The sequence below is a fragment of the Pseudomonas sp. HC1(2025) genome (assembly GCF_058742075.1).
The window spans coordinates 3,985,731-4,005,193 of record NZ_CP196017.1 but is presented as its reverse complement, the minus strand read 5'-3'; the positions used below and the strand labels follow the sequence as shown (position 1 = coordinate 4,005,193).

Genomic DNA, 19,463 nt, shown 5'->3' with positions numbered 1-19,463 from the left:
TAGATATTCGTTGCGCTTCTATCATGGGCTCAACCTCATACGAGGAAGAGGAATAAGCCATGACGTGCCCCAATAGCATCACCCCCAGCTATAAACCGTTCAGCCATCTCGCCGCTCCCAGGGAAGTGATTCGCCAGTTCACCCCCAACTGGTTCGCCGCCACCATGGGCACCGGCGTGCTGGCGTTGGCCCTGGCGCAAGTGCCGGTGCAACTGCCGGGTGTCTATGCCATCGCCGAAGGGTTGTGGTTGCTGACGATCTTTCTGTTTGTATTGTTCAGCGGCCTATACGCCGCGCGCTGGGTGATGTTTTTTCACGAGGCGCGGCGAATTTTCGGACACTCCACGGTCTCGATGTTCTTCGGCACCATTCCCATGGGCCTGGCGACCATCATCAACGGCCTGCTGCTGTTTGGCCTGCCGCGCTGGGGCGAGGGCGTGGTGCAACTGGCTGAGGCCCTATGGTGGCTGGACGTGGCCATGGCCCTGGCGTGCGGGGTGCTGATCCCGTTCATGATGTTTACACGCCAGGAACATAGCATCGACCAGATGACAGCCGTCTGGCTGCTGCCGGTGGTGGCGGCCGAAGTCGCCGCTGCCAGTGGTGGCCTGTTGGCGCCGCACCTGGCCGACGCTCATTCGCAACTGGTGATGCTGGTGACCAGCTACGTACTCTGGGCATTTTCCCTACCGGTTGCGTTCAGCATTCTGACAATCCTGATGCTGCGCATGGCCCTGCACAAACTGCCCCACGCCAACATGGCCGCGTCGAGCTGGCTGGCCCTTGGCCCGATCGGCACCGGCGCCCTGGGTATGTTGCTGCTTGGCCAGGACGCGCCGGCGATCTTCGCTGCCAATGGCTTTGCCGGCATCGGCGAGATTGCCGCCGGCCTGGGGCTGGTCGCCGGCATCACCCTGTGGGGCCTGGGCCTGTGGTGGATGTTGATTGCGGTGCTGATCACCCTGCGTTACCTGCGCGCAGGTATTCCATTCAACCTCGGCTGGTGGGGCTTTACCTTCCCGCTGGGGGTGTATGCCCTGACCACCTTGAAACTGGGCAGTACCTTGCACCTGGCATTTTTCAGCGTGACCGGCAGCGTGCTGGTCGCCGCCCTGGCCCTGATGTGGCTGGTGGTCAGCAAGCGCACGGTGCAGGGCGCCTATAAAGGTGAGCTTTTTGTTTCACCGTGTATTGCAGGGGTGGGGAATAAGTAAGCGGGATTAGGTAAAGTCGTGGCCTGAAAAATCAATAAAGCCTTCAGGCCACGCAGGAACACGGACGATGAGTCACCCCTCGCAATTTACCTTGCTGCGCAAACGGCGCTTTCTGCCGTTCTTCATCACCCAGTCCCTGGGGGCGTTCAACGACAATATCTTCAAGCAGTCGTTGATCCTCGCCATTCTCTACAAGCTGGCCATCGAGGGCGATCGCTCGATCTGGGTCAACCTCTGCGCCTTGTTGTTTATCCTGCCGTTCTTCCTGTTCTCGGCCCTTGCCGGGCAGTTTGGCGAGAAATTCAACAAGGATGCGCTGATCCGCGCGATCAAGATCGGCGAGATCGTGATCATGGCCATCGGCGCCGTGGGCTTTATGACCAACCACCTGGAGCTGATGTTGCTGGCGCTGTTTGCCATGGGTACCCACTCGGCGCTGTTTGGCCCGGTGAAGTACTCGATCATGCCGCAAGCGCTGCATGAAGAGGAGTTGGTGGGCGGCAACGGCCTGGTGGAAATGGGCACGTTCCTGGCAATTCTCGCCGGGACTATCGGCGCTGGGGTGATGATGTCCTCTGCGCACTACGCGCCGGTGGTGTCCACGGCGATTGTCGCGATTGCCGTGCTGGGCTACCTGGCCAGCCGGGCGATCCCGCGCGCCGCGGCGTCCAGCCCCCAGATGCGCCTGGACTGGAATATCTTCAGCCAATCCTGGGCTACCTTGCGCCTGGGCCTGGGGCAGACACCCGCGGTGTCGCGCTCGATTGTCGGCAACTCGTGGTTCTGGTTTGTCGGGGCGATCTACCTCACGCAAATCCCGGCCTACGCCAAAGAGTGGCTGTATGGCGATGAAACCGTGGTGACCCTGATCCTCACGGTGTTCTCGGTCGGTATCGCGTTGGGCTCGATGCTCTGCGAAAAACTCTCCGGGCGTAAGGTGGAAATCGGCCTGGTGCCCTTCGGGTCATTCGGCCTGACGGTGTTTGGCCTGTTGCTGTGGTGGCATTCTGGCGGCTTCCCGCAGAACGTCCAGGCCAACGATTGGCTGGCGGTGTTGGGTTACGGCCAGGCCTGGTGGGTGTTGATCGATATCCTTGGACTGGGGGTGTTTGGCGGTTTCTATATCGTGCCGCTGTATGCCTTGATCCAGTCGCGTACCGCTGAAAACGAGCGGGCGCGGGTGATCGCTGCCAACAATATTCTCAATGCGCTGTTCATGGTGGTATCGGCGATTGTCACCATCCTGCTGCTGAGCGTGGCCAAGCTGTCGATCCCCGAGCTGTTCCTGGTGGTGTCGCTGCTTAATATCGCGGTCAACACCTACATCTTCAGGATTGTTCCCGAGTTCACCATGCGCTTCATGATCTGGCTGCTCGGCCACTCCATGTACCGCGTGCAGCATCGCGACCTGCAACACATCCCGGACGAAGGCGCGGCGTTGCTGGTGTGCAACCATGTGTCGTTTGTCGATGCACTGCTGATTGGCGGCGCGGTGCGTCGGCCGATTCGCTTTGTGATGTATTACAAGATCTACCGCCTGCCGGTGCTCAACTTTATCTTCCGCACGGCCGGCACCATTCCGATTGCCGGGCGCCATGAAGACCTGGAGATCTACGAAAAGGCCTTCCAGCGTATCAGCCAATACCTGAAGGACGGCGAGCTGGTGTGCATCTTCCCGGAAGGCAAGTTGACCGGCGACGGTGAGATCAACGAATTCAAGAGTGGCGTGACGCGGATTCTCGAGGAAACGCCGGTACCGGTGATTCCCATGGCGTTGCAGGGGTTGTGGGGGAGCTTTTTCAGCCGCGATCCGAACAAGGGGATCTTTCACCGGATCTGGTCGCGGGTGACGTTGGTGGCGGGGCCGCCGTTGGCAGTGGAGCAGGCGACGCCACAGGCTTTGCAGGAACAAGTGCTGGCACTGCGTGGCACCACCCGGTAGGAGCCCGGCTCGCCGGCGATGAGGCCCGAAAATCCATCACGGGATTCAAGGGCCTCATCGCCGGCAAAAGCATCAGGCGCTAATCTTGAGCCCGATCAACCCGGCAATAATCAGCGCCACACTGGCCAAGCGAAACAGCGCCATGGACTCCCCAAACAGGATAATCCCGGCAATCACCGTGCCCACTGCACCGACCCCGGTCCAGATCGCATAGGCGGTGCCCAGCGGCAGTTCCTTCATCGCCAGCCCCAGCAGGCCGAGGCTGACGGCCATGGCGGCAATCGTCAGGGCGGTGGGCATTGGTTTGCTGAAGCCGTCGGTGTATTTCAGGCCGACGGCCCAGCCAACTTCAAACAACCCGGCGAAAAACAGAATGACCCAGGACATATTGACCTTCCTTTTAGAAGTGGGGTCGTCCCCGGATTAATGCTCGAACGAGTCGCGGGGTCGTCCCCGCGAAGATGGGTAGAGTGCCGAAAAGCCAGCACCCGATCAAGTTTCGGCAAGGGCCTTGCGATCTTCCTTCTCGCTCATCCGGCGGAAATACGTCGACAACAGCGCCCCCGAAATATTGTGCCAGACGCTGAACAGCGCACTGGGCACCGCTGCCAGTGGCGAAAAATGCGCACTGGCCAGTGCGGCGCCCAGCCCCGAGTTCTGCATGCCCACTTCCAGCGCCAACGACTTGCGCTGGGCCAGTGGCAACTTGAACACGCGGCCGGTGAAGTAACCGAGCAAGTAGCCGAAGCTGTTGTGCAGCATCACCACCGCCATGATCAGCAGACCCGATTCGGCAATCTTCGCCTGGCTCGCTGCGACCACGGCCGCGACGATAATCACGATGCTGACCACCGACACCAGTGGCAGCACATCAACGGCATGCCGCACCCGATCACCCAGCAGGCGTTGTGCCAATACCCCAAGCACGATGGGCAGCAGTACCACTTGCAGGATCGACCAGAACAGCTCCATGAACGACACCGGTAGCCACGCCGAAGCCAGCAGCCAGATCAGCGCCGGGGTGAGCAGCGGGGCGAGGAGGGTGGTGACGGCGGCGATGGCCACCGACAGCGCCAGGTCACCCCGGGCCAGCCAAGTCATGACGTTGGACGAGGTACCGCTTGGGCAGCAGCCGACCAGGATCACGCCGACGGCGATCTCCGGTGGCAGTTGGAAGGCCTGGCACAGCAACCAGGCCACCCCGGGCATGATCACAAAGTGCGCGACCACACCCAGGGCCACGCGCCACGGATGGCGTGCGACCTCGGCGAAATCTTCAAGTTTGAGGGTCAGGCCCATGCCGAACATCACCAGGCCCAGCAGCGGCACGATGGCGCTTTTCAGGCCGATAAACCAGCTGGGCTGCAGGAACGCGACTACGGCAAAAATCAGCACCCAGTAGGCGAAGGTATTGCCGACGAAGCGGCTCAAGGCGGCGAGTGCGCGCATGGTGATGTCCTTATTATTAGAGTGCTGGAACTGGCAACCCCATCAACCGTAGGAGCTGGCTTGCCAGCGATAGCGGTATGTCAGTCAGTGACTCACTCTGTAACTGATACACCGCCATCGCAGGCAAGCCAGCTCCTACATTGAACGTGCCTGTTTTAGATGCCTTGCGGGGTCTCTTCGCCGCCCAATGCTTCCACCAGTGCCGGCAGGAAGTCGCCGAAGGTCAGCATCATCAGGGTAAAGCTTGCATCCAGTTGGCCCAGGGCCTCGTCGCCGCCATCCTGTTCGGCCTGGTCTTGCAGCAGGTCCTCGAACTTCAGGCGCTTGACGGTCATTTTGTCGTCGAGCATGAACGACAGTTTGTCCTGCCAGGCCAGGGACAGTTGGGTCACGACCTTGCCGGTGGTCAGGTGCAGCTGGATTTCTTCACCGGTCAGGTCCTGGCGCTTGCAGCGCACGATGCCGCCGTCTTCGTGGGTGTCGCGCAGTTCGCATTCGTCGAGCACGAAGAAGTCAGCGGCCGGCTTCTGGGTGGTGACCCAGTCGGTCATGATTGCGGTTGGCGCGGCTTTTACGGTCAGCGGGCGTACTGGCAGGGTGCCGATCACTTCACGCAGGGTCGACAGCAGGTCTTCGGCACGCTTGGGGCTGGCCGAGTTGACCAGGATCAGGCCCTGTTTCGGTGCGATGGCAGCAAAGGTCGACGAACGACGGATAAAGGCGCGGGGCAGGAAGGCCTGGATGATTTCATCCTTGATCTGGTCCCGTTCCTTTTTATAGACCTTGCGCATTTGCTCGGCTTCGATCTCTTCGACCTTTTCCTTGACCGCGTCACGCACCACGCTGCCGGGCAGGATACGTTCTTCCTTGCGCGCAGCGATCAGCAGGAAGTCACCGCTGACGTGCACCAGGGGCGCGTCTTCGCCTTTACCAAAAGGCGCGACGAAACCGTAAGTGGTCAACTCCTGGCTTGCACAAGGGCGCGCCGGTTTGGTGGCCATTGCAGCTTCCAACGCCTCGGCATCAACAGGCAGATCTTGGGTCAGGCGATAGATAAGCAGGTTCTTGAACCACATGGGGTGAGTCTCTCCTTTATACAAAGTGGGGCATTATTCTCTTGATAAGGCCTGAGGCCAACCCTGCCTAAGCCATTGGAAGGGCTGAAAAAAAAGATTTAAGAAAGTGCTTGCCAGACTTATGGTCGCTCCGTAGAATGCGCGCCACACCGAAACGAAGGGTGATTAGCTCAGCTGGGAGAGCATCTGCCTTACAAGCAGAGGGTCGGCGGTTCGATCCCGTCATCACCCACCATTCGCTTCATGTGTTACGCGCAGCGGTAGTTCAGTCGGTTAGAATACCGGCCTGTCACGCCGGGGGTCGCGGGTTCGAGTCCCGTCCGCTGCGCCATATTCGGTAACCTGGAACACTGAACGCCAGGTCACCACAGAAAGCCCGCTCATCGAGCGGGCTTTTTGCTGTCTGGGGTTTGCGAAAATCCCCGCTCATAAAAACGCCCCCGATCATTTCCGATGACCGGGGGCGTTTTTTATGGGGCGCTTAGAAATCCCAGCGCGTAGTGACCATGAAGTTACGTGGTTCACCGTAGGCTGCCGAGTTATAGAAGCCGATGTTGGTGTAGTAGGACTTGTCGAAGATGTTGTTGACGTTCAGTGTCGCCGACAGATTTTTGGTGACCTGGTAACGGGTCATCAGGTCCACCAGCCAGTAGGCTTGCTGGGAAAACTCCTCATACCCGTTATGCGGGGTGTTGTAGATATCCTGCCAACCCACGCTCTGCCAGCGCACGCCGCCGCCGACGGTCAACTTGTCGAGGTCGCCCTTGAGTTTGTAGGTGGTGTACAGCTTGACCTGGTCTTCAGGCTCGAACGTGGAGATCTTCACGTCCTTGTCATCGCGCACGATCTTGTGGGTGTAGCCGGCCTGGAGCTGCCAGCCGGGGGCGATCTCGCCGGACATCTCCACTTCGTAGCCCTTGGTCACGGCCTTGCTGCTCTTATAGGCATAGTTGGATGGGATCGGCGTCTGGTTGTTGTAGGCGTCATCCGACAGCGCGCGATTGGATTCATGGATTTCAAAGTACGCCGCGCTGGCGTTCACCCGGCCATCGAGGAAGTCGGCTTTCACGCCCAATTCCCAGTTCTGGCCTTCATCGGGCTCAAGCAGCTTGTTATCCCGGTCGCGGTTGTAGTTTTCCTGGGGCATGAAAATATCGGTGTAGCTGGCGTACACCGAGTAGGTGTCGTTCAAGTCATACACAGCGCCGACATACGGCACGAATCGCCCGGACTCGCGATAGTTGGGGTTATAGCCCGTGACCTGGTAGTTGACCACTCGCCCACCCAGCAACAGCTTGAGGTCATCGGCCAGGTTCAGGCGAGTGGTCACATAGGCGCCAGTCTGGCGCACGGTGTCGTCGGTCAGGGATTGGGCATTGCCCCAGTCCGGGATGGCGGCGTGGCCGTGCCAGTTATTGAAGTCGACGATGTTTGGGCTGAGGTTCCAATAGCCTTTGCCTTTCCATTCGGAGGCGCTGATGGAGCCGCCCAGCACCAGTTCATGCTCGCGCCCGCCCAGGCTGAACGGGCCACTCACGTACAGGTCGGCGGAATCGCTGACTGTTTCCCCGGTGTACTTGCCTGAGGTGAGTTGTGCGGTGCCGTCCGGCTGCGGCTGGTCGCCCTGGATCGAACCCATCAGCGCGTGGTAACCGTTGATCTTGTGGTCCAGTTGCAACTTGGTCACCCAGCCGTTGCCCAGGTCATGCTCGAGCATGGCGAACACGGTGCGGGTGTATTGCTCCCAACTGCTCCAGTCGGCGGCGTTGTTGAACGAGCGCTTGACCTTGTTGCGCTCGCCCTTGGAGTTGATCAGCGGGAAGCTGCCTGACCAGGAAGAGCCCTTGGGCAACGTATCCTGGTAATCGCCGCCGACGGTCAGCAGGGTGTCCGGCGACAGGTCGAATTCCATGATGCCGTAGTACGTCGGGCTCTTGCGCGAGTAGTGATCCATGAACGATTGCTTGTCCTGGTAGGCCGCGACCGCCCGGCCACGCACATTACCGCTCTCGGTCAGCGGGCCGCTGACGTCCAGTTCGCTGCGGTAGTTGTCCCAGGAACCGGCGCCGAGGGTGGCATGCCCCTTGAAATCGGCGGTGGGCTTCTTGCGCACCAGGTTGATCGTCGCGCCCAGGGAGCCGGCGCCGGTGAGCAGGCCGGTGGCGCCCTTGAGTACTTCGACGCGGTCGTAGATCGCCATGTCGCTCAGGGTGTTGCCCGCCGAATAGGCAACGTTGCGCGCCGTCGAAGGAATGCCGTCGTACTGGAAGTTATTGATCGAAAAACCACGGGCGTAGTAGTTGCTGCGCTCGCTGTCGAAGGCCGACACGGTGATGCCCGGGGTATGGCGCATCACATCGTCGACGTTGTTCAGGCCGAAGTCGTCCATGTGCTGGCGCGTAACGACGCTGACGGACTGCGGGGTTTCCTTGGGCGTCAGCACCAGGCGCGTGGCGGTGGCGATGCTGCCGGGGGTGTAGGACCCGCTGTCTTCGGTGACGTTACCCAACTGGTTGCCGGTGACCTGGGTCGGGCCCAGTTCCATGCTGCCGTTGCTGGCAGTCGGCGCGGGTTGCAGCGCATACACCTGGTCGCCCTTTACCGCGACGTAGCCGCTGCCCTGCAGCAGCCGGTCGAAACCGTCCTGGATCCCGTAGCTGCCTTGCAGGCCCGGGCCATCGAGGCCTTGCAGCTCGCGGGACTGGAACACAATCGCCACGCCGGCCTGCTGGGCAAAGCGGTTGAGCGAGCTGCCCAGGGGCCCGGCAGGAATGTTGTACACCTGGGCGGCGGTGCTGGCCGTATCCGCCTGGGCCAGGTTGATGTGCAGGGCGCCAACGGTGGCGGCGAGCACGGCCAGGGAAAACGGTGCACTTCTCAGCAGGCCAAAGCGCCCACGCGGGTAGGAAGGGGTGTGCATGGTGAAGGCAATCCTTTAGGTGTCGAATTACCTTGCTTGACGGGCAACTGCACAAAAACCGGAAGCAAATGCGAATAATTATTTATTGGCGGTGTTGGCCGGGTTCACCACGACCAGCCAGGGGGTATAGGTTTGCACGGTTATCGGCAGAGTTTGCGCCAGCAGTTGCAGGGCGTGGTCGCTGTCATCCAGGGGGATCACGGCCGACACGCGCAGGTTTTGCAGGGCGGCGCGATCAAACTGCAGGCGGCCGGACCGATGCCGGGAGATTTCATCCAGCACCTCGGGCAATGGCCGGTTTTCCACCACCAGTTGATGGCGGCGCCAGGCTTCGTTGATGCTGGATGGGTCGATGCTGCCGGTCAGGCGTACGCTGTCGGCATTGATCAGGGCCTGGGAGCCGGCGGCGACTTCCAGGGTCTGCCGGGCATCGGCGCTGTGGGCGGCCACGCGGGATTCGAGCATGCTCAGCACGGTGCTGTCGCCTTCGCGCTTGACCACAAACCGCGTGCCCAGTGCGCGCATGCTGCCTTGGGCGGTCTGCACGATAAACGGCCGCGCCTGATCGTGGGCTACCTCCACCAGGATCTCGCCTTGCAGCAGTTCGATGCGCCGCTGCGTGGCGTCGAAATGCAGGTTGGCCGCGCTGATGCCATTGAGGCTCAGTGCCGAGCCGTCCGCCAGGCGCAGGGTCTGCCACTGGCCGGGGCCGTTGCGCACATCGGCCATCCAGCGCTGCGGATACGGGCTGACCAACAGCGCCGCCGCAGGCACTGCCAGGCTGCACAGCAGCAACAGGGTGCGCACGGTGCGTTTGCTGCGGCGCGATTGCTGGGTGGCGAACGCCGCATTCAGCGCCGCCCGTGCCGGTGCCTTTTTCCCGCGCAGGGCCTGCATCCGCGAAATCACCGCCTCCATGCGTGCGGCAGCGGCGGCGTAGTGCGGGCCTTGTTGCTTCCAGCACTCGAATGCCAGGCGCTGCGCTTCGCTCAGCTCACCTTCATGCAGGCGCAGCATCCACTCGGCGGCTTGTTCTTCGATCTGTTGGCGGGCGTCGGGCATAGGTGGCTCAGGTGTCCATACTGTGGCCGCAATGCACCAGGGCCAGGATCAGGTATTTGCGCACGGTGCGTTCCGAGAGCTTGAGTTGCCGGGCGATCTGCTGCTGAGTCAGTTCTTCGAGGTAATACAGCACAAACGCCTGGCGCGAATACTCATGCATGCCTTCAAGGATAAACGCGATCTGTTCCAGGGCTTCCAGGGTGGTGTGGATCTGCTCCGGCGACTGGAAACCTTCGAGCGCGTCCACCGTCAGGGCCAACTCTTGCAGATAGGCTTGCTCAATCTGTTTGCGCCGGGCCTGGTCGATAATCAGCCGCCGCGCGGTAGTGCTCAAGTAGGCCCGGGGTTCGCGGATCGTCGCCACCGATTCACGGGTATTGAGGATACGTGCGAACGTGTCCTGTGCCAGGTCGGCGGCATTCTGCCGGCAGCCCAGCTTGCGCCGCAGCCAGGTGAGCAGCCAGCCATGGTGCTCGCTGTAGAGCTGGGTTATTTCCCGTTGGAATGGCGGTTCACCCACAGACATAGGCGTGGCTCAGGTGTTATTGAGAATGGTTTCTAATTGTGGCTCCGGGGCAGGGTAAACGCAATAGACTCGCGTTTACCCGCTAAAAGCGCAGGTTTGCGGGCTGTTGGCTGCCGGCGAAAAGATATTTCAAATAAATTGCATTTAAATCAACACATTGCGGATTTTTCGTATATGATGCGCCCCGCACCGAACGTAAAGGGTGATTAGCTCAGCTGGGAGAGCATCTGCCTTACAAGCAGAGGGTCGGCGGTTCGATCCCGTCATCACCCACCATTACGTCCAATGCTACGCGCAGCGGTAGTTCAGTCGGTTAGAATACCGGCCTGTCACGCCGGGGGTCGCGGGTTCGAGTCCCGTCCGCTGCGCCATATTTGGTTACCTGGAATGCTGAACGCCAGGTCACCCCGCAAAGCCCGCTCAATGAGCGGGCTTTTTTGTGCCCGGGATTTGCGGTTCTACAACCCCACCAACCGGTAGCCCACCTGCAGTTCGGTAATGAAGTACTGCGGCTGCGCCGGATCCACCTCCAGCTTTTGCCGCAGATGCGCCATATGCACCCGCAGATAGTGGGCGCGGTCGACGTAATCCAGGCCCCACACTTCCAGCAGCAGTTGCCGGTGCGTCAGTACGCGGTTCTGGCCGCGAACCATGGCGCAGAGCAGGCGGTACTCGATGGGCGTCAAGTGCACCGGTTGGCCTGAGCGCCACACTTGGTGGGTCGCCAGGTCCACTGCAATCTCGCCAAACGCCACCTTGCTGGTGGCTACCACCGTGCCGGTGTGCCCGTGCCGGCGCAGTTGGGCGCGGATACGCGCGAGCAACTCGGGCACGCCAAACGGCTTGGTCAGGTAGTCATCGGCGCCCGCGTCCAGGGCGGCGACTTTTTCTTCTTCACGGTCACGCGCCGACAGCACCAGGATCGGCACCGCCAGCCAGCCGCGCAGTTCGCTGATCAGTTGCTTGCCATCGCTGTCCGGCAAGCCAAGGTCGACAATCACCAGGTCCGGCTGACGGCTGGCGGCATGAATCAGCCCACGTTTGACGCTGTCGGCCTCGAACACCTGAAAGCCTTCGTCTTGCAGGGCAATGCGCACAAAGCGGCGGATATTGGCCTCGTCTTCAACAATCAGAATGCGTGCAGTGCTCATAAGGGTTCCATGGCAGGCGGGGTGCCTGCGGGTAGCGTGATGGTGAAATGCATGCCGCCCGTGCGGCCGGGGTTGGCCTGGATGCGCCCGCCGTGGGCCTCGACGATGCGCTTGACCAGCGCCAGGCCCAGGCCGATGCCGGCCACCGACGATTCCTGCTGGCCGCGCGTGAAGGGCTCGAACAGATTGGCCGGTGCGCGACCGGGGCCGGTGTCGCTGACCTCAAGCACAATCTGCTCGCCGGCCTGGCTGGCGGCCACGCTGATGGTGGTACCCGGCGGGGTGTACTTGGCGGCGTTGTCCAGCAGGTTGACCAGCACCCGCTCGATCAGCAGCCCATCGACTTCCACCAGCGGCAACTGTGCGTCGAGCGTGGTGTGTACGCGGTGGTGCGCCAGTGGTTCGCGCAATTGGCGCAGGGCGCTGCCGACGATTTCTTCCAGGGAGTGCCATTGGCGGTTCAGGCGCACACCGCGTTCTTGCAGGCGCGCCATGTCCAACAGGTTTTCGATCAGGCGCTGCATGGACGTGGCCTGTTCGTGAATGCCATGCAGCAGCTCGTTCAGTGGCCCCGACGGGGCGTGGGGCAGGGCGGTCTCGGCGGCGCCGATCAGGGTGGTCAGCGGCGTGCGCAGGTCATGGGAGATTGCCGCGAGCAGGGTGTTGCGCATTTTCTCGCCTTCCATCTGCACCAGGGTGCTTTGTGCCACTTCAACGAAATGCACGCGCTCCAGGGCAATCGCCAGTTGGCTCATGCAGGCTTCCAGCAGGCGGCGTTCTTGCGGGTCGTTCAAGCGATCGCGTTGGGCCAGTTCCAGCACCAGCACGCCGCGCACGCGCATCGGCGCCTTGAGTGGCCAGTAACAGCCCTTGGCCGCCGACAAAGTGTCGGTGCCGTGGCCAGCGGGGTGGCCGTGGTCGTATGCCCATTGCGCGATGCTGTCGTCGATCGGCAGCCCAGCGGCGCTAACGCTGTGGACGCCATCGGCGGCGTCGGGCAGGGCCAGGCCGACCCGTGCTTCGAAGACGCCACTGAAGGTGCGCAGCGCGACTTCACTGATTTGCTCCACCGTCAGCGCCGCCGACAGGTCGCGGGCCAGGCGCGCCAGGGAGGTCGCGCGGCGTTCCCGTGCGGCGGCGGTGCGCGCTTCGTGGCGCAGGCGCGCGGTGAGTTGGCCGGTGATCAGGGCGATGCCGAGCATCAAGGCAAAGGTGAAGAAGTACTGGGTGTCGTTGACCGTGAATGAGTAGCGTGGCTGGACGAAAAAGAAGTCAAAACACAGCACCGCGAGCATCGCGGCCCACACGCCGGGGCCGCGTCCAAAGCGCAGCGCTACCAGCACCACCGTGAGCAAAAACAGCATGACCACGTTGGCCAGGTCGAACACTTGCAACAGCAGTGCGGCCACGGCGCTGGCGGCGAAACAGGCCAGGCTGGCCCAGAGATAGGCCAATCGCGTACCGGGCAATGTTGCTGTTTTTTCGGGCACGGCAGGCGTGCCCGGCAGCAGGCCGTGGGCCATCACGATCTGGTCGATTTGCGGGTGGTGGCGGCTGATCCGATCGCTGACCGACTGATGCCAGAACTGCCACCGGCGGCGCGGATGATGGCCGAGTACCAGGCGATTGGCGTTGTGCTCACGGGCACAGGCCACCAGCGCTTCGGCGACGTCCATGCCCGGCAGCGTGGCGGTGTCCGCGCCGAACTCTTCGGCCAGGGCCAGGGTTTTCATCGCGCTCGAGTAGCGCCTGGCGCCGCGCCCCTGGGCCGAGGCCACGTGCACGACAATCCAGTCGGCCTCCAGTTTTTGCGCCAGGCGCGCCGCTTCACGCACCAGGCGCTCATCGCCGGCGTCCCCGGCTATGCCGACCAACAGCCGTTCGCGGGCCGGCCACAGGGTCTTGATCGACTGTTCGCGGCGGTACACGCGCATCTGTGTGTCGACCCGGTCGGCCGTGCGCCGCAGGGCCAGCTCGCGCAGCGCCAACAGGTTGCCCTTGCGGAAAAAATGCTCAGACGCGCGCGCCGCCGCCGGGCCCAGGTACACCTTGCCGTCCTTGAGGCGTTGCAGCAGATCGTCGGGCGGCAGGTCGATCACCACCACTTCGTGGGCGTTATCGAACACATGGTCGGGCACCGTTTCACGCACACGTATGCCGATGATCCCGCTGACCAGGTCATTCAGGCTTTCCAGGTGCTGCACGTTGAGGGTGGTCCACACGTCGATGCCGGCGCTGAGCAGTTCTTCCACGTCTTGCCAGCGTTTGGGGTGGCGTGAGCCGGGCACGTTGCTGTGGGCCAGTTCGTCCACCAGTAACACGCCAGGGTGGCGCAAGAGGGCGGCGTCGAGGTCAAATTCGCTGAGGGCGAATTCACGGTGCAGGTGCTGGGCACGGGGCAGTTGTTCGAGGCCGTGGAGCAGCTCGGCGGTGTCCTGGCGGCCGTGGGTTTCCACCACGCCGGCCAGTACGTCACGGCCACGGCCAGTTTCGCGGCGCGCCGCTTCGAGCATCGCGCAGGTCTTGCCGACCCCGGCGTTGGAGCCAAAGTAGATACGCAATTTGCCGCGCAAGGCGGCCTGTTCTTCTTGTTGGACCCGAGCGAGCAGGGCGTCGGGGTCGGGGCGTGCGTTGTTTAAGGCGGGCATGTCATTCCTGGTCAATGCGGTTCAAGTGTGGGAGCGGGCTTGCCTTAATGGCAGTCAGTCAAGCGCAGATCCCCTGTGGGAGCGGGCTTGCTCGCGAAAGCAGTGGGTCAGCCGACATCAATGTTTGCTGGACCGACGTCTTCGCGGCGATGCGGCGATCCGACAAGCCCGCTCCCACATGGGGGTGAGTCGTTACACCAAGCCCACTGCGGTCAAGAGCATGTCGATCAGCTTGATCCCGGCAAATGGCACCAACACCCCGCCCAGGCCATAGATCAGCAGGTTGCGGTTGAGCAGCGCCGCCGCGCCGATTGCGCGGTAAGTCACGCCGCGCAGGGCCAGGGGAATCAGCGCGACGATGATCAGCGCGTTGAAAATCACCGCGCTGAGAATCGCCGAGTTGGGGCTGGTCAGCTGCATCACGTTCAACGCGCCGAGCTGCGGATAGGTCGCGACAAACGCCGCCGGGATGATTGCAAAGTACTTCGCCACGTCATTCGCCACGCTGAAGGTGGTGAGGGCGCCGCGGGTCATCAGCATCTGTTTACCCACCTCGACCACTTCGATCAGCTTGGTCGGGTTGCTGTCGAGGTCGACCATGTTGCCGGCCTCCTTGGCTGCCTGGGTGCCGCTGTTCATCGCCACCGCCACGTCGGCCTGGGCCAGCGCCGGCGCGTCGTTGGTGCCGTCGCCGGTCATGGCCACGAGCTTGCCCTTGGCCTGGTAGTCGCGGATCAATTGCAGCTTGTCTTCCGGGCGGGCTTCGGCGAGGAAGTCATCCACCCCGGCCTCCACCGCAATGGCGGCGGCGGTCAGGCGGTTGTCGCCGGTGATCATCACGGTCTTGATGCCCATGCGCCGCAGCTCGGCAAAGCGCTCCTTGATGCCGCTCTTGACCACGTCCTTGAGCTCCACCACACCTAGCGCCGTGGCGCCGTCGCTGACCACCAGCGGGGTGCTGCCGCGCCGCGAGACTTCATCGACCCTGGCCTGCAAGGCTGACGGAAAACTGCCGCCCAAGGCTTCGATATGGCTGCGGATCGCGTCGGCTGCGCCCTTGCGAATCGCCCGGCCTGCGGGCAGGTCGACGCCGCTCATGCGGGTTTGCGCGGTGAAGTGCACAAAGCTTGCACCCAGTTGGTTGATGTCCCGCGCGCGGATGTCGAACTTCTGCTTGGCCAGCACCACGATACTGCGGCCTTCGGGAGTTTCGTCGGCCAGGGAGGCCAATTGCGCGGCATCCGCCAAGTCCGCTTCCTGGATGCCCGGCGCCGGCAAAAAGCTGCTGGCCTGGCGATTGCCCAGGGTGATGGTGCCGGTCTTGTCCAGCAGCAACACGTCGACGTCACCCGCCGCCTCGACCGCCCGCCCGGAGGTGGCGATGACATTGGCTGACATCATCCGGCTCATGCCCGCCACGCCGATGGCCGAGAGCAGGCCGCCGATGGTGGTGGGGATCAGGCACACCAGCAACGCCACCAGTACCGTGGCACTGACCACGCTGCCGCTGCCGCTCATGGCCACGGCGAAGATCGAGTAAGGGCTCAGCGTGGCGATCACCAGCAGGAACAACAGCGTCAGGCCCACCAGCAGGATGGTCAGGGCCACTTCGTTCGGGGTTTTCTGGCGCTTGGCCGATTCGACCATCGTGATCATGCGGTCCAGGAACGACTCGCCGGGGTTGACGCTGATGCGCACCACCAGCCAGTCCGACAGCACGCGCGTGCCGCCGGTGACCGAGGAAAAATCGCCGCCGGACTCGCGAATTACCGGCGCCGATTCGCCGGTGATCGCGCTTTCATCCACCGACGCCACGCCCTCGATCACGATGCCATCGAGCGGCACCAGGTCGCCGGCTTCGATCAGCACCACCTGGTCCTTGCGCAGCAGCGACGCTTCGGTCGGCAGCCACGCTGCGCCGTGCTTGGGCTGTTGCAGCAACTTGGCCAATGTCTGGCGTTTCATCCCGCGCAGGCTGGCGGCCTGGGCGCGGCTGCGGCCCTCGGCCAGGGCTTCGGCGAAGTTGGCGAACAGTACGGTGAACCACAGCCACAAGGTGATGCTGAGGATAAAACCGCTGGGCGCTTCACCCTGGCCGCCCAGGGACTGGAACCACAGCAGGGTGGTGAGGATGCTGCCCAGGTAGACCACGAACATCACCGGGTTTTTCCATTGCGCCTGGGGGAGCAGTTTCTTCAGCGCATCCCCACACGCGGTGAGCACGATGGCGCGATCAAACAGAGGTAAACGAGCATTTTTCATGAGGGCAATCTCTTACTCACTGGTCGCAATAGGCGGCGATGGCTGGCGGGCATCCAGCGCAAGGTTGAGTTGCAGCACATTGACCCGTGGCTCGCCGAGCAGGCCGAGGGTGCGTGCGCTGGTGTGCTGGCTGACCAGTTGCAGCAGTTCGGCTTCGGGGATCTGCCGCAGGCGCGCGACCCGTGGCAGTTGCAGGCGCGCATTGGCCACCGAAATATGCGGGTCGAGGCCCGAGGCGGAAGCGGTGACCGCGTCCACCGGCACCTGGGCGTCGGCGGCCAGGCCGTTGGCCAGGCGATAGGCCTGCACGCGGGCGGCCACCTGATCCACCAGTTTCTGGCTGGTTGGGCCCAGGTTGCTGGCGCCGCTGGAACCGGCGTTATAAGGCTGCGATACGCTTTTGCCTGGGTCTTGCGGGTCGGCGCCCAGGGTCATGCTCGGGCGGCCATGGAAGTATTGCGCCCGGGTGAAGTGCTGGCCGATCAGGGTCGAGCCCATGACCAGGCCATCGCGTTCAATCAGCGAGCCGCGGGCCTGGAACGGGAACATCAGCTGTGCGGCCACGGTGGTGAACGCCGGGTAGGCGAGCCCCGTCAACAGCATGAAAAACACCGCCGAAACCAGCACCGGGCGCAACAGCCCCTTGAATATCGATTGGGTTGTCATCTACGTGTCCTCAGTTGTACGTCTGGCCGGACAGCAACTGCAGTTGCTCCACCAGCGGGCCGAGCGCGAGCGCCGGCAAAAAGGTCAGGCCGCCGACCACCAGCACCACGAACGCCACCAGCAGCATGAACAGCGGGGTCGCGGTGGGAATGGTCCCGGCACCGGCCGGCACGGTTTTTTTCATCGCCAGGGAACCGGCCACGGCCAGCATCGGCAGCATGGTGAAGAAGCGCCCGATCAACATCGCCAGGCCAATGGTGGTGTTGAAAAACGGCGTGTTGGCGTTCAAGCCGGCAAAGGCCGAGCCGTTGTTGGCGGTGCCTGAGGTGTAGGCGTACAACACCTCGCTGAACCCATGGGGGCCGATGTTGTTGAGGCTGGCCATGGTGTCGGGCCACAGGGCGGCGAGGGCGGTAAAACCGAGGATGCTGATGGGGTGCGCGAGCACCGAGAGCATCACCAGCTTGATCTCCCGCGCCTCGATTTTCTTGCCGAGGAACTCCGGGCTGCGGCCGATCATCATGCCCACCAGGAACACCGTCAGCAGGGCGTACTGGATCAGGTTGATAAAGCCCACGCCGTCGCCGCCGAACACGCAGTTGAGCATCATCTGCGCCAGGGGCACGAAGCCGCCCATGGGGGTCAGCGAGTCGTGCATGGTGTTGACTGAACCGGTGGTTGCCGCCGTGGTGGTGGCAATGAACAGGCTGCTGTCGGCGATGCCGAAGCGCAGTTCCTTGCCTTCCATGTTGCCGCCACTGTGCTCCTGCGACAGGGTCTGGTTGGCGCCGGCCTGGGTCAGCAGCGGGTTGCCGCTTTGCTCGGCGCCGTAGACCAGGGCGAGGAAGCCGATGAACATCACCAGGAAGGTGCCGAAAAACACCCAGCCCTGGCGACGTTGCATCAGCATGCTGCCGAAGGTGTAGGTCAGTGCCGAGGGGATCAGCAACATGCTGAGGATATGCAGGATGTTGGTCAGCGGCGTCGGGTTTTCGAACGGGTGCGCGGCGTTCATGCTGAAGAACCCGCCGCCGTTGGTGCCGATGTGCTTGATCGATTCAAAGCTGGCCACCGCACCGACAATCAACTGTTGCTGCGCTCCTTCCAGGGTGGTGACCAGGGCCTGGGAGGCGAAGGTCTGCGGCATGCCCTGCCAGACGTACACCAGCGCCATGCCCACGCACAGCGGCAGCATCACGCGGTACAGCGTGCGGGTGAAGTCGACCCAGAAGTTACCGAGATCGCCCGAACTGGAGCGGCTCAAGCCGCGAATGAAACCGGCCGCCGCGACCACGCCGGAGGTGGCGCCGACGCACATCAGAAAGGTGATGACCGCCATCTGGCTGAAGTTCGACAGGCTGGTCTCGCCCGAGTACGCCTGCCAGTTGGTATTGGTAATAAAGGACGCGGCGGTGTTGAACGCCAGGTCCGGCGATTGCGCGGTGAGCCCCAGCGGGTTGATCGGCATGACCGCCTGCAGGCGCAGGACCAGGTAGCCCAGCAGCATCATCGCTGCGTTCGACAACAACAGCGCCGTACCGAAGCGGGCCCAGCCCATGGTTTCTTGTGGGTCGATGCCCAGCAGGCGATAGGTATAGCGTTCCGGCAAGGCATGGTGGGTCCCGGTGAAGACCCGGGTCAGCCATTTACCCATCAGTACGGCGAGCCCCGTCATTACCCCCAGGACCAGCGTAAATTCCAGCAGCGTGCTTAACATGTCGTGGCTCCGTTCAAATCTTGCCCATGGCGACAATGGCCATGGCAGTCGCAGCAAAAAACACCAGGGAAAGGCTGATAAACATCAGGTCGTACATGGCCAGCTCCCTAGAATTTTTCTGCGCGAATAAGGGCGTAGCCCAAGTAAGCGAACAGCCCCACGGCACATAAGCCGCTGGCGATATAAATGAACGTGAGTGTGAGCACGGTGTAACTCCCCTGATTGAATAAGCCGCAACTGCGGACGCGGGGAGGTTAATCTTTGGGGTATCAAGTTCGGGCACTGATTAGCGTTAGCGGTATTAAGACGGTATATAGAAAAAGTTCGGCCGGGCGCACGAAAAAAAGGGATCGCCCGCCGCCCGGGTATCCCTTTAAACACTGGGGTTCTGCTGATGCTAACGACCCGCTTATTTGGTTTTGTTTTTCTTCTCGCTGCGGGTAGCGAGGTGTTCGAAGCAAAACGCGGCAGTGCCGAAGAGCGCAATCATTGACAGGACGAGCATGCCTAAAGTTGAACTTTCCACGATGACTTCCTACGGGTGTTTGGGTAGGAAGTGACGGTAGGGCGTTTGCACTTGGTTACTCAATAGCGGCGACGTAAACGTTATGGCGAATGGGCGAACTATATGAACTCTTTACGCGGTGGTGGTCTCGACGATCCCGGCTGTCCCCCGGATTGGCCATGACCTGGCGGAATACCCTCATACCCATTGGTCGATTGCACCGCAGCCGGCACCCACGCTTATCTATAGCCACGCGAAGACTTCAAGGCGGCACAGTGCCCGCTTCTAACAATGGCCTGCAAAGGCAATAAAAATAGTCTGTCTG

Annotated in this window: 14 protein-coding genes and 4 tRNA genes; 6 read left to right on the top strand and 12 right to left on the bottom strand. The window is 62.2% G+C overall.

Annotated features, from left to right (window positions below; all coding sequences use genetic code 11):
• Positions 1-59: 59 nt before the first annotated feature.
• Positions 60-1,214 (top strand): TDT family transporter, encoded by a 1,155-nt coding sequence (locus ACSSVH_RS17635; protein ID WP_169956838.1) that lies wholly within the window; start codon positions 60-62, stop codon positions 1,212-1,214.
• Positions 1,215-1,281: 67 nt separating this feature from the next.
• On the top strand, positions 1,282-3,156 hold the full coding sequence (locus tag ACSSVH_RS17630; RefSeq protein ID WP_169956839.1) for an MFS transporter: 1,875 nt from the start codon (positions 1,282-1,284) through the stop codon (positions 3,154-3,156).
• A gap of 72 nt (positions 3,157-3,228) precedes the next feature.
• On the opposite strand, the gene sugE is transcribed toward ACSSVH_RS17630, so the two are convergent.
• From sugE to rdgC, 3 genes are all read right to left on the bottom strand, one after another.
• Complete coding sequence (sugE, locus tag ACSSVH_RS17625; RefSeq protein WP_057438900.1) at positions 3,229-3,543, bottom strand: quaternary ammonium compound efflux SMR transporter SugE; 315 nt, start codon at positions 3,541-3,543, stop codon at positions 3,229-3,231.
• Between the two features lie 105 nt (positions 3,544-3,648).
• Positions 3,649-4,605, bottom strand: a complete 957-nt coding sequence (locus ACSSVH_RS17620; RefSeq protein WP_170042667.1) for a bile acid:sodium symporter family protein — start codon at positions 4,603-4,605, stop codon at positions 3,649-3,651.
• 155 nt (positions 4,606-4,760) lie between these two features.
• Positions 4,761-5,681, bottom strand: a complete 921-nt coding sequence (gene rdgC, locus ACSSVH_RS17615; protein WP_492633554.1) for a recombination-associated protein RdgC — start codon at positions 5,679-5,681, stop codon at positions 4,761-4,763.
• A gap of 159 nt (positions 5,682-5,840) precedes the next feature.
• Here rdgC and ACSSVH_RS17610 point away from each other — a divergent pair.
• Positions 5,841-5,916: transfer RNA gene (locus ACSSVH_RS17610), tRNA-Val, on the top strand.
• A 19-nt stretch (positions 5,917-5,935) separates the two neighbouring features.
• Positions 5,936-6,012: transfer RNA gene (locus ACSSVH_RS17605), tRNA-Asp, on the top strand.
• A gap of 150 nt (positions 6,013-6,162) precedes the next feature.
• Here the strand turns inward: ACSSVH_RS17605 and ACSSVH_RS17600 are convergent.
• The 3 genes from ACSSVH_RS17600 to ACSSVH_RS17590 all read right to left on the bottom strand — a co-directional run bounded on the left by ACSSVH_RS17600 (position 6,163) and on the right by ACSSVH_RS17590 (position 10,189).
• A complete protein-coding gene (locus ACSSVH_RS17600; RefSeq protein ID WP_492633553.1) occupies positions 6,163-8,601 on the bottom strand; it encodes a TonB-dependent siderophore receptor in 2,439 nt (812 codons plus the stop codon).
• Between the two features lie 78 nt (positions 8,602-8,679).
• A complete protein-coding gene (locus tag ACSSVH_RS17595) occupies positions 8,680-9,663 on the bottom strand; it encodes a FecR family protein (RefSeq protein WP_432754440.1) in 984 nt (327 codons plus the stop codon).
• Between the two features lie 7 nt (positions 9,664-9,670).
• A complete protein-coding gene (locus ACSSVH_RS17590; protein ID WP_170042669.1) occupies positions 9,671-10,189 on the bottom strand; it encodes a sigma-70 family RNA polymerase sigma factor in 519 nt (172 codons plus the stop codon).
• Between the two features lie 200 nt (positions 10,190-10,389).
• On the opposite strand from ACSSVH_RS17590, the gene ACSSVH_RS17585 reads away from it, so the two are divergent.
• Positions 10,390-10,465, top strand: a tRNA-Val gene (locus tag ACSSVH_RS17585).
• An 18-nt stretch (positions 10,466-10,483) separates the two neighbouring features.
• Positions 10,484-10,560, top strand: a tRNA-Asp gene (locus ACSSVH_RS17580).
• An 87-nt stretch (positions 10,561-10,647) separates the two neighbouring features.
• Here the strand turns inward: ACSSVH_RS17580 and ACSSVH_RS17575 are convergent.
• The 6 genes from ACSSVH_RS17575 to kdpF form a co-directional block, all read right to left on the bottom strand.
• Positions 10,648-11,340 carry a response regulator gene (locus tag ACSSVH_RS17575; RefSeq protein WP_169957394.1) on the bottom strand — a complete coding sequence of 231 codons (693 nt, stop codon included), beginning with the start codon at positions 11,338-11,340 and terminating at the stop codon, positions 10,648-10,650.
• On the bottom strand, positions 11,337-13,988 hold the full coding sequence (locus ACSSVH_RS17570) for a DUF4118 domain-containing protein (protein WP_492633552.1): 2,652 nt from the start codon (positions 13,986-13,988) through the stop codon (positions 11,337-11,339). The genes ACSSVH_RS17575 and ACSSVH_RS17570 overlap by 4 nt, the downstream gene beginning before the upstream one ends.
• A 192-nt stretch (positions 13,989-14,180) precedes the next feature.
• Positions 14,181-16,250, bottom strand: a complete 2,070-nt coding sequence (gene kdpB / locus ACSSVH_RS17565) for a potassium-transporting ATPase subunit KdpB (protein ID WP_492633551.1) — start codon at positions 16,248-16,250, stop codon at positions 14,181-14,183.
• A 12-nt stretch (positions 16,251-16,262) separates the two neighbouring features.
• Entirely contained in the window at positions 16,263-16,916 is a 654-nt protein-coding gene (kdpC, locus tag ACSSVH_RS17560) for a K(+)-transporting ATPase subunit C (protein ID WP_169957211.1), read from the bottom strand.
• Between the two features lie 10 nt (positions 16,917-16,926).
• Complete coding sequence (kdpA, locus tag ACSSVH_RS17555; protein WP_492633550.1) at positions 16,927-18,633, bottom strand: potassium-transporting ATPase subunit KdpA; 1,707 nt, start codon at positions 18,631-18,633, stop codon at positions 16,927-16,929.
• Between the two features lie 107 nt (positions 18,634-18,740).
• Complete coding sequence (gene kdpF / locus ACSSVH_RS17550) at positions 18,741-18,839, bottom strand: K(+)-transporting ATPase subunit F (RefSeq protein ID WP_074851717.1); 99 nt, start codon at positions 18,837-18,839, stop codon at positions 18,741-18,743.
• Between the last annotated feature and the right edge of the window lie 624 nt (positions 18,840-19,463).